This window comes from Streptomyces sp. 2114.4, assembly GCF_900187385.1.
GTDB lineage: Bacteria > Actinomycetota > Actinomycetes > Streptomycetales > Streptomycetaceae > Streptomyces > Streptomyces mooreae.
Genome location: NZ_FYEY01000001.1, coordinates 6,257,677 through 6,271,591 on the forward strand (window position 1 = coordinate 6,257,677; position 13,915 = coordinate 6,271,591).

Sequence of the window (13,915 nt, forward strand, 5' to 3'; positions counted from 1 at the left end):
GGCCCTGGGCCGGGCCGGACGCGGTCGCACACAGCACGACGGGCCGCCCCCCTGGGGGACGGCCCGTCGGCGTATGCGGTCCGCTACTTGCCCGGCACGGCGTGCTGCTGGGCCCGGGTCACCTGCTGGCCCGGCGCCGGCTCCGCGCGCGGCGCGCAGTACACCTTGCGCGCCGGGATCTTCCCGTGCAGCAGGTAGGCCTCCACGTACCGGTTCACACAGGCGTTCTCGCCGAACGCGATGCCGTGGGTGCCCGCCCCGTTCTCGGTGACCAGCGAGGAGCCGGGCAGCCGCCGCTGCAGCTCCAGCGCCCCCTTGTACGGCGTCGCCGCGTCCCGCTCGGCCGCCAGCAGCATCACCGGCGGCAGCGCGCCGGGCTCCGTGCGGACGTCGATCGGACCGTGCTGCCCGTGCAGCACATCGTCGAGCACGCTCGAGGTCGCATGACGGGCGGCTTCGGCCAGGTCCCGGCCGGTGGCGTGGTGTCCGGCCTGCTCCGCGGCGGCGTCGAGCGCGGCGGTGGCGGTCCGCCACCGGTCGGGCCAGAAGGCGCAGGGCAGGTTCATCCAGGCGTTGTCCCAGGTCTCGAACGGCGCGGTCCGGGCGACCTCGGTGTTGTCCCGGTCCCAGGTGCGCCAGTCGTGCGGCCAGCGTGCGTCATTGCACTCGACGGCGGTGTAGACGGCGTTGCCGTTCTCCTCGGCCCTGGCGCCGCCGGACCGCGGCATGGCCTGGGCCATCAGCGGCTTGGGGTCCCCGTGCAGATACCCCGACAGCGCCTCGGCGCTCCGCGGCCAGAAGGCGTCGTTGTAGCCGGTCTTGAGGAACGCCGACTGCAGCTGGCCGGCGCCGATCTTCCCGCCCAGCGGGTGGCGGCGCAGCTTGTGCGCGGCCGTGTCGTAGGAGTGCTGCACCGCCCGCTTGGTCGTGCCGAGGTGGTAGCGGCCATGGTGCTTGGCGGTCCAGCGCAGCCAGTCGCTCCAGCGGCGCTGGAAGGCGATGTCCTGGTCGAGGTTGTTGCGGTACCAGATCTGCCGGGGCGCGGGATTGACGACACTGTCGAAGAGCATCCGCCGGACATGGCCGGGGAAGAGCGTCGCGTAGAGGGCCGCGAAGTACGTCCCGTACGAGGCGCCCATGAAGTTCAGCTTCTTCTCGCCGAGCGCGGCCCGCAGCATGTCCAGGTCGCGGGCGTTGTTGACGGAGTTGTAGTAGGGCAGGTCGGCGCCGGCCCGGCGGACGCAGCCCCGGGCGTACGCCCTGGCCTGGGCCATTTTCCGGCGCTTGAAGGCCGCGTCGGGGTGCGGACGGCTGTCGGTGGGCGCCTTGGCGAACTTCTTGGGGTCCTGGCACGACAGCGGCGCCGAGCGGCCCACACCGCGCGGCGCATAGCCCACGAAGTCGTAGACCCGGGCCAGCTTGTCCCACTTGGGGAGCCCGCCGTAGAGCGGGAACTCCATGCTGGACGCGCCCGGGCCGCCGGGGTTGAAGATCAGGGAGCCCTGCCGTTCGCGGTGTGCGGTGGCCCGGACCCGGCTGACGGTCAGATGGATCTTCTTGCCGTCGGGGCGCGCGTAGTCGAGGGGAACGGTGAGGGTGCCGCACTCGACGGTCGACGGCAGATGCTCCACCGGGGCGCAGCGGCCGAAGCCGATGCGGTGGGCAACGGGCGCGGGTGGCGTGGCGGCGGCCCCCGTGGCGCCGCCTGCCGGGGCAGCGGCGAGGGCGGTCACCAACAGCGACCCGATGGTGCCGTACAACGCAAGTGCTCTCACTGGCCGTCCCTTCGTGTGTGCATACAAAAGGGATAGTTGGGGCGGCGATTGTCGATGTAAAGCACCGGACACCGGTGTCGGAGGCTATGCCCCGGATGAGTGGAGCGCGGCGCGCAAGGTGGGGTCGGTGAGGGCGGTGGGGCCTCGGAGAGCGAACGAGGTGAGAGGGGGAAGGGGGGCGGGGGAGCCGGAAGTGCGGGGCAGTTTCTGTCCCCCCGCGTCGGTGGCCCAGTCGCTGTACGGGTGGAGCTCGAAGCGGGCCACCGCCCAGGTGCCGAGGGCGAGGATCAGGGGGAGCGCGAACCAGCCCAGGAGCAGCCCGTTGTCCGCGCCGGCCGGCGCCATCCAGGCGGCAGCGGCGGCGAACAGCGGCACCAGGAGGGCTGTGCCCTGCACCAGGCGGACGGCGGTGGCGACGCCCGGACGGACCGCGGCGGGCAGCGCCAGCCCGTCGGTCACCAGCCGCTCGGCCACCTCCCGCACCGCGGCATCCCCGACGAGGGTGTCCCGTATCTGCGGTATGCGGCACTGTCCTTCCGGGCCTATGGCGGTCAGGGTCGCGCGCTCGAAGGCGTCCTTGCCGACCGGGTCGACGACGGTCGCCCACCCGGTGTCGGTGAGCAGCAGCCGCCGCTGCTGGGCCATCAGCACCAGGACGAGGTCGGCGAGCCGGTGCGGGCCGCCGGAGAGGTAGGCCACCTCATAGAGGGTCAGCCCGGCGCGGTCGCCCCCTGTGGAGGGCCCCGGGGCGGTCCCGGGCGACGGCCGGGTGGTGCGCGCGGCGGCGACCGCGGCACGGCACAGCAGCGCACAGGAGAGCGCCGCCGCTGCCGAGGCGAGAAGGAAGAAGAAGAGCCACATGGCCGAAGGTTCTACGCGATGAGTACAAATACCGCCACAAAATTTCTCAGCATGCGGGCGGCGGCAGCGGGCCCCGGGACGCGCCGTTGAGGGCCCCGGGCCCCTCAGCCGCCGCCGCAGCCGCCCCCGCAGCTCGAACCGCCTCCGCCGCCACAGCTCGAACCGCCCCCGCACGACGAGCCGCCGCCACAGGACGACCCGGTGCTGCCGCACCCCGACCCGGACCCGCCGTCGCCGGAGCCGCACCAGGACCCGCCGTCACTCCCCGGGCCGCCCCCGCCGTCACCGCACGAGGAACCTCCGGACGACCCGGATCCGCTGCCCGCCGCGGCGGCCGTGGCACGGTGCGCCTCCTCGAACTGCCGCCGCAGCAGCTCGTCCGCGATCAGCGCCGTACCGCCGAGCGCCACCGCCGGCGCGGCGGGCAGCCAGGCCCCGGCCGCGCCGCCCCCTCGGGGCCGGGCCGCCCGCGCGGAGCGCAGCGCGCAGCTCCCCGCCTTGGTGATCCGGCGGCCGAACGCCTTCTTGCACACCGACGCCACCGCCAGGCCCACGACCACCGCGGGCACCGCCCGGAGCGCCGGCGGCGGGCCGTACGGGTCGCCCCCTCCGCTCCCCGCGAAGGACAGCAGCAGCGCGATGAAGAAGAGCACCACGCAGGCCGTCATCTGGGCGCTCGCCAACCGGCGCCACCCCCGGCCGAGCTCCGGACGGCGCAGCAGGCCACGGGCCGCCAGCCGGTCGCCGACCCCTTGGACCGCCGGGCTGTGCCTCGCCGTGGCGCGCAGCACCGACAGCGCACCGCCGGGCGTCCGGCCGATCGCGTCCAGTACGGCCGCCTCGACCGCGTCATGGGCGAAGGCCTGGCGTACGGTCACCACTCCCGGGCCGCCCACGGCGAGCCGGCCGTCCTGGTGCATCCCGGCGATCGCGGCGTCCACCACCCGCCCGGGGCCGCCGGCGAGGAACGCCGCCTCCCACACGTCGTGGACCACGGCGTCCCTCCGCCGGACGGACGGCGTCCGCAGCCGTATCCAGGCCGCGCCGAAGAGCAGGACCAGCGACGCGGCACCGATCTCCAGGAAGACCCAGGAGGCGAACCCCGTCACGTCGCGCTCCGCTCCAGGGCGCCCCGCACGGCCCGTACCAGCCGGGCCAGGGGCCGGGCGGACGGCGGCTTCGGGCCCGCGCGGTCCCGCCACCAGCGCGTCAACCGCTGCCGTGCGGCCGGGTCTTCGGGCCGGCCCTGGGCCAGCAGATGCGCCGCGAAGTCCAGGGCGTCCTGGCGATAGCCGCCGCTCATGGGGCGGTGCCGCGCATAGTCCCGGAACGCGGCCCGGTAGTCCGCGCCGAGGATGTCCGGCAGCTCGGGCGCGACCTTGGCGACCACCGCGGCCCGCTTGGCCGTCAGCGCCCGGCTCTGCACCTGCAGCCGCACCCGGTCGAAGCCCTCAGGGGCCGGCGTCCCGGCGACCAGCGCGGACAGCAGCGCGGTCTGCGCCAGTGCCAGCCGCTGCCGCGCCGCTTCGGTGCCCGCGGCGCTGTCGCTGTCGCCGCCCCTGTTGTCCCGCGCGCCGTCGCCCGGCGCGCTCTCCGCTACCGGTTCAAGCCGCCCGGGCATGACGGGCCTCCTTCAGCACGGTGCGTATCGCATCGAGTTCACCGGCCAGCTCCGCGCCCTCGGGGAAGTCCTCGTCCCGCTCCAGCAGCACACCGGGCGGGGTGGTCCGGGCGCACAGCTCGGCAAGGACGTCCAGCACGGGCCGGGTCACCGGGTGGGCATGGCTGTCGTGCCACACGCCGTCCCGCTCCACACCGCCCGCGACATGGACGTAGGCGAGGGCATCGAGCGGCAGCTCGTCCAGGGCCAGGGCCGGATCCTCACCCCGGTTGATGTGGTTCGTGTGGAGGTTGGCGACATCGATCAGCAGCCGCACCCCGGTCCGCTCGACCAGCTCGGCCAGGAACTGCCCCTCGGTCAGCTCCTCGCCCGGCCAGTTGACCAGGGCGGCGATGTTCTCCAGCGCCAGCGGCACCGGCAGGGCGTCCTGGGCGATGCGCACGTTCTCGCAGAGCACGTCCAGCGCGTCACGGGTGCGCGGCACGGGCAGCAGATGCCCGGCCTCCATCCGCGGGGAGGCGGTGAGCGGACCGCCGGCCCGCACAAAGGCGATGTGCTCGGTGACCATCGGCGCGCCCAGCGCCTCGGCGCGTTCGGCGAGCGCGGTCAGCCGGCCGGCGTCGGGGCGGTCGGCGCCGCCGAGGCCGAGTGAGACACCGTGCGGGATGACGGTGGTGCCACGCTCGCGCAGCTCCTCCAAGGCGTACGGCAGATGGCCGGGGCAGAGGTTTTCCGCCACGACCTCGACCCAGTCCACCCCGGGCAGCTCCGCGATCTCCGCGGCGATTTCCGGCCGCCAGCCGATTCCCGTACCCAGGCGCTCCATGGCTCCCCCTCTCGCTCCGTGGTCTCGGTACTCATGGCCGCGGCGGGACGGAGCGAACCCTGCAGCGGACGTGTTCAGAGGTTGATTTGAGCTTCCTCCACGAGGGTGCAGGGTCGGTCGTGCGCTTGACGCAGCGGGGTCGTGTGCCGGGCACGGCGCGGGCCGTGGCCCCGCTGCGCCCCGGGCGTGAAGTACCCGCCGGTGGCTTGTTCCGGCCGAACGCAGCCCCGGGCGGGCGCGCCCCTGCAGGGTTCCCTGCGGCCACCGGGACCCTTGCCACCGTCCGGTTGCCGCCGTCCCGCGGCCGACGGGGACCTGCCGCCTCACGTGGTCGGGCTCCCGGGCGCGTGAAGAGTCCGGCGGACGGCGTCACGGAGCCATTGGTGGCCTCCGTCGGCTGCGTGACGGGGGTGCCAGGCCATGCCGATGGTCACGGCGGCAGCGGCAGGGGGAATTCGGCTCCGTGGAGCCGGAGGGTATGGGTGCCGGGCACGCTTCTTCGGCTTCCCGACGGAGAAGTCACGTTCGGGAGTCAGGCAGTTCGGTGAAGTCCGCCCTGACGGAGGGTCTGCACGGCGAGTACCGGGTCGATGGGTCTGACGAGTTGACCGACCGCAATGGCCTCAAGACGGGGCGGGGCCTCGCCGTCGAGCAAGGCGTTCACGTAGTCGAGCGCCTGAGCCGGTGAGAGCACCGCCAGCTTCTGCCGCAGGGCGCGCACGGCGTGCAGGTGTCCCCGTGCGGCGGCGAGGTCGCACAGCTCGTCGTGCAGATCGTCCACCGCGGTACGGACGCGCATCCCCCGGATGCGGGCGCGGTAATCCGCCTCCCACGCCCCGCTCTTCTCGGAGACAACCCCGATCGCGTGCAGCCCTCCGTCGACGCGGTCCACCAGGTATGGCCCGTGGCCGATCAGCATGGCCGAGGGGTTCCGCGTACGTGCGTACTCCTCGGACTGCCAGTAGACCTTCCAGACCAGCTCGTGTTCCGCTACGTGCAGCACCGTCGTGCGCACCGGATCCATGCCCAGGGCCGACCACTTCCGATGCTCGCGATCCAGCTCTTCCTCGACGAGCCGTACCGCGGCCTCTCGCTCCATCACGCGTGCAGGATCTCCCAGGGGCCGGGAGACGGCCAGCGAGTTACCTGAGCGCAGGCGCTTGTGGCCGGACCGGTCCGGCGGTGCGACCGGCTACGGCTGCCGCAGGCGCGGGAGCGGGCAGTAGCGCTCACCCCCTTCGGCCACCACGGTTTTCCCGGGAGCGATCTCCGTGAACCCGGCATCGGTCACCACGGGCAGACCGCTGCGGGTCAGCTCCTGCCAGTGCTCGCCCCGCGCGGACCGTACGGACAGCGGGAATCCCGCCGCGCGCCAGGCCGCCCGCTCTTTTGCGGACAGCTCCCACCACGCCAGCTGTGCACCGTGCCCGGCCTGCGCCATCTCCTTGCCCGTCGACATCCCCAGCTCGGAGTTGAGCCACAGGACCGGGGCGCCGGCGACGGGGGCCCCGGGCGGCTGGGGGTCGTCCAGCTCCGTGCCCGAAACCTGCAGCCGCGCCAGCTCCTTGGGCCAGCCGTCCAGCGGCACCGGGGGGAAGACCCGCACCTCGGCGCGGTGGCCGGTGACCGTGATACCCGGCAGCGCCTCGGCCCGCCGCCACTCCGCGCCGCGCGCCCGCCGCACCACCTTCCGGATCCGGGCGTCCTGCCAGTCCCGCACCGCCGCGGCCCACTCGCCGTCGCCGGCCGACCGTTCGTCCGACAGCAGCACCAGCACGGCCCTCGCCGCGGTCTCCAGCGCGTCCGTACGCGACGGCGGTCCGGCCCGCTCGATCCGCGCGACGAGCGGCAGCACGAACTGGGGTGCCGCGTCGCGGTCGCTCGCTTCGCGGCGCACGGCGCCGGCGGCGTCGTTGCCGGGCCGGCCGGTGCTTTCTGCGCCGGCGCTCTCCGTGCCGGCGCCCTCCGTGCCGGCGCCCTCCGTGCCGGCGCTCGCCGTGCCGGTGCGTGCTGTGCCGGCGCACTCTGCACTCGCGCTTTCCGTGCTGGTCACCCGTCCGCCTTCTGTGCTGGTCACCGGTCCAGTCTGCCAGCCGCCACTGACAGGGGCCCGTGACCGACAGCTGGCGTCGTCGTTGTCTCCCGCTCGCCGCTGCTCTGTGCCCACGGGGCCGGCCGGTGGGCAACACAGCAGCGGCGAACCAACGCCGTCTGCCCGGCGCCGCGTTGCGGGCCGAACGCGGCGCGCCACGTTCTGGGGCGGGCACCGGGCAGCTGATCCGGCTACCGTCGGGGACGGCGGAGCGGGCCAAGGCCGCCCGGTGGCAGTGCCGGGGGCAGTGCCGGACAGCAGTGCCGAGAGCAGCAGCGGGTGGCAGTGCCGAGAGCAGCACCGGGTGGCAGTGCCGAGTGGCGGTGGAGGTGCCAACACGTATGAAGCTGGACGGGGTGGGGCGGCGCTACGGGGTGCGGGGCCCGTGGGTGCTGCGGGACGTACAACTCGAGGTGCCCGCGGGTGCGCTGCTGCGCATCGAGGGGACCAACGGCAGCGGGAAATCCACCCTGCTGCGGCTGTTGGCCGGGATCGACCGGCCCAGTGCCGGACGTATCACCGGGCGCCCGCGCAGCGCCTATGTGCCCGAACGGTTCCCGGCCGCGCTGCCCTTCACCGCCGTCGACTACCTCACCCACCTCGGCCGCATCCACGGTCTGACCGGCCCCGAAGCCGGTCGCCGCGGCGCCGAATGGCTGGCCCGGTTCGGGGCGGCCGCGCACGCCCGCACCCCGCTGGCCGAGCTGTCCAAGGGGACGAGCCAGAAGGTCGCGGTCGCCCAGGCGTTGCTCGCCGAACCCGAATTCCTGGTCCTGGACGAGGCCTGGACCGGCCTGGACCAGGGCGCCCGGGAGGTGCTCAACCGTGCGGTCGCCGAACGGGTCGCGGACGGCGGCACCGTCGTCTTCGTCGACCATGACCCGCAGCGGCTGGCGGGCGCGGCCGATGCCCGCTACCGCGTCGCGGACGGGCGGCTGCTGTCCCATGAGGAGAGCGGCCCGATGGGGGACGAGGCGCCCGCGCCCGGCCCCAGAGTGGTCATCGAGGCGCAGGGCGCACCGGGAGCGCCGCTGCCCGGGGAGCCGGAGCGCACGCCGGCCGGAGCGCCACGGCTGCCCGGTGGGACACAGGTCGTACCGCGGCCGGACGGTACGACACGGCTGACGGTCCCCGCGGTCCACTCCGACGCCTTGCTGCGCGCCCTGCTCACCACACGGCCGCCGTGGCACATCCGGTCGGTCACCAGCGCGGGGGCGGGGCCGGGGGAGGGGCCCGGCGACGACGCCCCGGCGTCGGCCCCCGCATCCGCGCCGCCCCCGCGCCCGCGTCCCCCCAGGCATCCGCGCACCCGTCCGCCCCCGCGGCCACCCAGGCGTCCGCGCGCCCGTCCGCCCCCGCGGCCACCCAGGCGTCCGCATCCGCTTCCCCTTCCGATTCCGCTTCCGCACCCGACGAGGCCCCCCTCACGTGATCGCTCTTCTCCGCTATCAGACGGCGCTGCTCGTCCGCTCGCACCGCTGGCTGCCGCCGGTGATCCTCTACGCCGCCTGGCTGGCCATCGGCGTCCAGAGCGGCGGCCCGATCCTCGTCGGGTTCGGCTGGGCCGCCGGCGGCCTGCTGCCGGTCGCCGTATGGCTGACCCGGGTCTGTGTCACCAACGAGCCGCCGGCGGCCCGCAATTGCACCGTGGCGGCCGCCGGTCCCGGCCGGGCCCACCTCGCCGCAGTGCTGGCCGCGGTCTGTACCGCGGTGCTGCTCGCCCTCCTCGGTACGGCACTGGTCGTGCTGCTGTCCGACCCCCACTCCACCGGCCACCAAGTCGCCGTCCCGGTCCTGCCCGCGGCGGCCGCCGGGCTGCTCGCCGCGCTGGCGTGCCTGTTGACGGGCACCGCGATCGGCGCGCTGAGCAACCGGCCGGTGCTGCGCAGCAGCGGCTGGAGCATCCCGGTGGGCATGCTCGCCGCCCTGCTGCTGCTCGTGCTGGGCGCCTCGCCCGCCAACACCGCCGTCTCGGGCCTGGTTACCGGCTCCCTCCACGGCACGATCACCACCCCGTGGCTGCCGCTCGCCGCCACCGCCCTGCTCGCGGCCGCCGCCACCGCCCTTGCCTGCGCGCTCAGCTCCCGCCGGAGTTGAAGCGCCGGAACGTATGGCCGGAGTTGAAGCGCCGCTGGCGTGAACGGACGGGGGCTGAGGCGTCGGGGTGAACGGACGGGGCGGGGCTGAGGCGTCGGGGTGGACGGATGGGGCGGGGCTGAGGGGGCGGGGCGTTCGGCGGGGGCGGGGCTGAGGCGTCGGGTGCCGCGCCGCGGCGGCGCTGGAATCAGGCCCGGACGTCTCCCCCGCCCCCTCCCCCTCTCCCCCTTCGGGGGAGGGGGCGGGGGGTGGGTTCGGGGGTGGGGGGAAGCAGCCGCACGCTCGAAGCCCTGCCCGGCACCGCTGCCCGTCCCACCCCGCTACTCCACCCGGTCCGGTCAGGTCAGGCCCCGGCCACCCCACCACCCCACCGCCCCACGGGGCCCGTGGCGCCCCCCACGGGGCCCGTGGCGCCCCCCCCGCGGGGCGGCAGCACCCTCCCCGTGGAACCCGTGGCCCCCGCAGCCTCAGTCGTGCCAGGGCCCCGTCACCGCGAACGTCGTCCCCGGCGTATAGCAATTGACGTACATCGTCCGGTGGTCCGGCGAGAAGGTCACCCCCGCGAACTCCCCCCACTCCGGCTTCTGTGGGGTGCCGATGTTCTGCCGGCCGCGCGCCATCGCATAGACCTCGCCGCGTCGGGTGAGGCCGAAGACGTGCTGGGCGCCCTCGCCGTCCTCGCAGACCATCAGGCCGCCGCTGGGCGCCAGGCAGATGTTGTCGGGGGACTCGCCGGGCAGTTGGAGGTCGCTGTCCGGGCCGAAGACGACGACCTGGGTCAGCCGCCGCTTCTCCGGGTCGTACTTCCACACCTGGCCGTAGTGGTCGGCCGCCGAGCCGGCGTCGCGGTGCGCGAAGCTGGAGACGAAGTAGACGCAGGAGCCGCCCCAGTAGCAGCCCTCCAGCTTCTGGGCGTGGGTGATGCCGCCGGGGCCGAAGTCCTGGAAGCGGATCGGGGTCTGACGGGCGAGCGGGTCGGGCACATCCACCCAGGTGACGTGATCGAAGGTGGTGCCCGGTTGCTGGACGGTGGAGAGGTCGGGCACACCGGGGACCCGCAGCGCCTGGAGCCGGCCGCCGGCCCGGAGCGAACCGCGGCCGCCCCTCGGCTTCTTCGGAAGAAAGCGGTAGAACAGGCCGAACGGCTTGTCGAAGGCGTCCTCGGTTTCGTAGACGGTGCCGGTGCCGGGGTCGACGGCGATCGCCTCGTGCTGGAAGCGGCCCATCGCGGTCAGCGGGACCGCGCCGGTGCGCCGCGGGTCGTACGGGTCGACCTCGAAGATGAAGCCGTGGTCCTTGGTGTAGTTCTCCTCACCGGCCCGGTGCTCGGTCTCCTCGCAGGTCAACCAGGTGCGCCAAGGGGTGGGGCCGCCCGCGCAGTTGGTGGACGTACCGGCGAGGGCGACCCGTTCCGAGCGGACGGAGTTGTCCGGGCCGAGTTCCAGGGCCGTACAGCCCCCCTCGCCGCCGGGGTCGTACGTCAGGTCCCGGACCCGGGGGACGGCCTGGCGCGAGCCCGTACGGTTCTCGTGGTTGCGGACGAGGAAGGTGCCGCCGCGGCGTCCGGAAGAACTGTGAGAGCCGAGAGAGCCCGGGAAGGCGGCCATGCCATCGCAGTTGCTGGGGACCTTGCCCTCCCCGGAGCGCAGCGGGTCGCCTTCCCGGGACAGGACCCGGTAGCGGAAGCCCCGGGGGAGGTCGAGCAGGCCGTGCGGGTCGGGTACCAGCGGGCCGTAACCGCGCCGCCCCATGCTCTGTGCGGTCGCGGTCCCCGTGAAGAGCTCCGTGAGGTTTCCGAAGAAGGCGATTCCCGCCCCCAGCGCTCCGGTTCTCGCCAGGATCTGACGTCGTGTCGCGGACATGGGCAACTCCCTGTTGGCGGACAGGTGACGTGACCCGCTCGTGTGTACCACGGGGCCGGGCCGCCGGGAACCAGGCGGCCCGGGTGTTGCCGCGGACGCGTCTACCGGGAGCCGTCGGCCACCAGGGTGCCGGCGTCGCGCGCCAGCGCCGTCAGCCGGGAGATGGCCCGGAAGTACTTCTTGCGGTAGCCGCCGCGCAGCATCTCCTCGCTGAACAGCTCGTCGAAGGCCTTGCCCGAGGTCAGCACCGGCACCTCACGGTCGTAGAGCCGGTCGGCCAGGACCACCAGGCGCAGCGCGGTGGACTGGTCGGGCACCGCCTGGACATCGGTGAGGAAGACCGCCTCGATGCCGTCGCACATCGCGCCGTAGCGGCTGGGGTGCACCCGGGACAGGTGCTCCAGCAGGGAGGGGAAGTCGTCGAGGGAGGCACCGGGCGTGCGGTACGCCGTGCGGGTGACCGTCTCGTCGTCGTACGGGGCGGGCGCCTCGGGCAGGCCGCGGTGGCGGTAGTCCTCGCCGTCGATCCGCAGCGGACGGAAGTGGGCGCTCAGGCCCTGGATCTCCCGCAGGAAGTCGGCCGCGGCGAACCGGCCCTCGCCCAGCTTGCCGGGCAGCGTGTTGGAGGTGGCGGCCAGCGCCACCCCGGCGTCGACCAGCTTGCCGAGCAGGGTGGAGACCAGGACCGTGTCACCGGGATCGTCCAGCTCGAACTCGTCGATGCACAGCAGCTTGTGCTCGCCGAGGGTGCGGACGGTCTGCTGGAAGCCGAGCGCGCCGACGAGGTTGGTCAGCTCGACGAAGGTGCCGAAGGCCTTGTGCTCGGCCGGGGCGGGGGTGGCGTGCCACAGGGAGGCGAGCAGGTGGGTCTTGCCGACGCCGTAGCCGCCGTCCAGGTAGACGCCGCGCGGGCCCCGGGGGGCCGCGGGCTTCCTGGCGAACCAGCGCCGCTTGCCCGAGCCGGCCCGCCCGGCGTCGATGCTCTCCGCGAAGTCGCTCAGGACCTGGACGGCCTCGGCCTGGCTGGGCTGCTTCGGGTCCGGGATGTAGGTGTCGAACCGGGCGCCCTGGAAGCGCGGCGGCGGCACCATCTCGGCCACCAGGCGGTCGGCCGGGACGTGCGGGGCGCGGGCGGTGAGCGCGGCGGGCGCCGCGTCGTCCCCGTCGGCCGGCGGTCCGGCTATCGGGTCGGGCTGCGGGGCGGAGTGCTGGGAAGGCGACACAGCCGTCCAGCCTATCTCCTGCGCGGGGGGCGCCGGTCCGCTGAGAGGGGCATGTCACACTGCCGCCATGCGACGCCTGTTCCCTCTCCCCGCCCCGTCCGCACCGGCCCCTGCCGCCGAGAACACCGAGGTGGGGGTCGCCGGCCCCACGGACCGTGCCTGGACCCTGCACGAGCTGGCCGACGCCTACGCGTACCCGGCGGCGGACGACCCGGTGCGCTCGGGGCGCACCGGCTGGCTGCGGGCGAACATGGTGTCCTCCGTGGACGGCGCGGCCCACCACGAGGGCCGCTCGCAGCCGCTCTCCAGCGATGCCGATATGCGGATCTTCGGGGTGCTGCGGGGCCTCGCGGATGCCGTGGTGGTGGGTGCGGAGACGGTGCGGCAGGAGGGCTATCGGCCGGCCCGCGCCCGGGAGGCGTTCGCCGCCCGCCGGGCCGCGGCCGGCCAGGGCCCGGCCCCCGCCATCGCCGTGGTGACCGCCGGCCTCGCGCTGGACTTCACCCTGCCGCTGTTCACCGAGCCGCTGGTCCCCACCCTGGTGCTGACCGGCGCGGGCGCGCCTGCGGACCGGGTGGCGAAGGCCCGTGCCGCAGGCGTCGAGGTGCTGTTCGCCGGTGAGGGGCAGGGCGTCGATCCGGCCCGGGTGACCGGGGCGCTGGCCGAACGGGGCCACACCCGGCTGCTCACGGAGGGCGGGCCGATGCTGCTGGGGCAGCTCGCGGCGGCCGGCGCGCTGGACGAGTTGTGCCTGTCGCTGGCTCCGGTGGTTGCCGTGGGCGACGCGCCGAGGATCATGAACGGTCCCGCCGTCCCGGTACCGGAGCGATTCGCCCTGGCGTCCGTACTGGAGGAGGGCGGATTCCTCTTCACTCGCTACCGCCGGCCGTGACAATCGGCGGAACTATCTGTTCCGCTTAGCTTCTGTTGGGCACACTGAAAGCCAACAGTCCCGCACGCCTACGGGGCAGGATGGTGTCTGTCGGGCTCCGTGCCATGCGGCGCCCCGAAGAGAAGAAGGGCGTCCGTCGTGTTCACGAGCGTATTGATGATCGAGAAGCCACTGACGCCCGCCGATGTGGAGTTTGTGACCACCCTGCACGGCGATGACCGGATCTCGTTCGTCGTGCTCATGCAGCCTCGCGGCAAGCAGGATGTTCTGCTACGGGCCATCGACGACGTGGCCCTCGGTGAGTTCGACGACGCCGTACGGGAGGGCGAGGAACCGGGCGGCGCCCGCGCGGAGGCCCCCGCCGAGCTCGCCCTGGCCCACACGCTGCAGGCCCTGCGCGACACCGGCGCCCAGGCCGTCGGGCAGGTGGTCGAGGACCATCCGCTGGACCTGCTGCGGTCCGTCGTCGACGAGACCGGCGCGGACGAGGTGATCGTGCTGACCACCCCGCACTTCGTGGAGGAGTTCTTCCACCGCGACTGGGCCTCCCGCGCCCGCCACAAGGTCGGCGTCCCGGTCCTCAAGCTGTTCTCCCATGCGGCGGACGACCAGCCCCAGGGGACCGCCGGAGACTGAGCGGCCCGCCGTCACCGGGACCCGCCCCGT

10 protein-coding genes and 3 pseudogenes are annotated in these 13,915 nt (G+C 74.2%); 4 read left to right on the top strand and 9 right to left on the bottom strand.

Annotated elements, in window-relative coordinates; genetic code table 11:
• Window positions 1-83: 83 nt before the first annotated feature.
• From CFW40_RS27520 to CFW40_RS27545, 7 genes and pseudogenes are all read right to left on the bottom strand, one after another.
• Window positions 84-1,775: an alpha/beta hydrolase gene (locus CFW40_RS27520; RefSeq protein WP_256331267.1), complete on the bottom strand. Its 1,692-nt coding sequence runs from the start codon at window positions 1,773-1,775 to the stop codon at window positions 84-86.
• A gap of 84 nt (window positions 1,776-1,859) precedes the next feature.
• On the bottom strand, window positions 1,860-2,636 hold the full coding sequence (locus CFW40_RS27525; protein ID WP_088800544.1) for a TIGR04222 domain-containing membrane protein: 777 nt from the start codon (window positions 2,634-2,636) through the stop codon (window positions 1,860-1,862).
• A gap of 104 nt (window positions 2,637-2,740) precedes the next feature.
• On the bottom strand, window positions 2,741-3,745 hold the full coding sequence (locus CFW40_RS27530; protein ID WP_088800545.1) for a TIGR04222 domain-containing membrane protein: 1,005 nt from the start codon (window positions 3,743-3,745) through the stop codon (window positions 2,741-2,743).
• Window positions 3,742-5,083, bottom strand: a pseudogene (locus CFW40_RS27535) (DUF692 domain-containing protein). The gene CFW40_RS27530 and the pseudogene CFW40_RS27535 overlap by 4 nt, the downstream one beginning before the upstream one ends.
• A gap of 323 nt (window positions 5,084-5,406) precedes the next feature.
• Window positions 5,407-5,540: pseudogene (locus tag CFW40_RS38995) on the bottom strand (LysR family transcriptional regulator); the annotation flags it as partial.
• Window positions 5,541-5,615: 75 nt separating this feature from the next.
• The gene (locus CFW40_RS27540) at window positions 5,616-6,182 is read right to left on the bottom strand and encodes a YrhB domain-containing protein (RefSeq protein ID WP_306427459.1); all 567 of its coding nucleotides are present in this window, start codon (window positions 6,180-6,182) and stop codon (window positions 5,616-5,618) included.
• 93 nt (window positions 6,183-6,275) lie between these two features.
• Window positions 6,276-6,980 (bottom strand): peptidyl-tRNA hydrolase, encoded by a 705-nt coding sequence (locus CFW40_RS27545; RefSeq protein ID WP_088802400.1) that lies wholly within the window; start codon window positions 6,978-6,980, stop codon window positions 6,276-6,278.
• Window positions 6,981-7,516: 536 nt separating this feature from the next.
• Between CFW40_RS27545 and CFW40_RS27550 the strand changes: the two are divergent.
• Together CFW40_RS27550 and CFW40_RS27555 are read left to right on the top strand one after the other, a co-directional pair.
• A pseudogene (locus tag CFW40_RS27550) lies at window positions 7,517-8,410 on the top strand (ATP-binding cassette domain-containing protein); the annotation flags it as partial.
• Window positions 8,411-8,603: 193 nt separating this feature from the next.
• Entirely contained in the window at window positions 8,604-9,272 is a 669-nt protein-coding gene (locus tag CFW40_RS27555) for an ABC transporter (protein WP_088800547.1), read from the top strand.
• A gap of 467 nt (window positions 9,273-9,739) precedes the next feature.
• On the opposite strand, the gene CFW40_RS27560 is transcribed toward CFW40_RS27555, so the two are convergent.
• Window positions 9,740-11,134 (bottom strand): alkaline phosphatase PhoX, encoded by a 1,395-nt coding sequence (locus CFW40_RS27560; RefSeq protein ID WP_088800548.1) that lies wholly within the window; start codon window positions 11,132-11,134, stop codon window positions 9,740-9,742.
• A gap of 101 nt (window positions 11,135-11,235) precedes the next feature.
• Window positions 11,236-12,357 carry a cell division protein ZapE gene (gene zapE, locus CFW40_RS27565; protein ID WP_176956373.1) on the bottom strand — a complete coding sequence of 374 codons (1,122 nt, stop codon included), beginning with the start codon at window positions 12,355-12,357 and terminating at the stop codon, window positions 11,236-11,238.
• 67 nt (window positions 12,358-12,424) lie between these two features.
• On the opposite strand from zapE, the gene CFW40_RS27570 reads away from it, so the two are divergent.
• The gene (locus CFW40_RS27570; RefSeq protein WP_088800549.1) at window positions 12,425-13,249 is read left to right on the top strand and encodes a dihydrofolate reductase family protein; all 825 of its coding nucleotides are present in this window, start codon (window positions 12,425-12,427) and stop codon (window positions 13,247-13,249) included.
• A 138-nt stretch (window positions 13,250-13,387) separates the two neighbouring features.
• The gene (locus CFW40_RS27575) at window positions 13,388-13,885 is read left to right on the top strand and encodes an indole-3-glycerol phosphate synthase (protein ID WP_088800550.1); all 498 of its coding nucleotides are present in this window, start codon (window positions 13,388-13,390) and stop codon (window positions 13,883-13,885) included.
• Window positions 13,886-13,915: the final 30 nt, after the last annotated feature.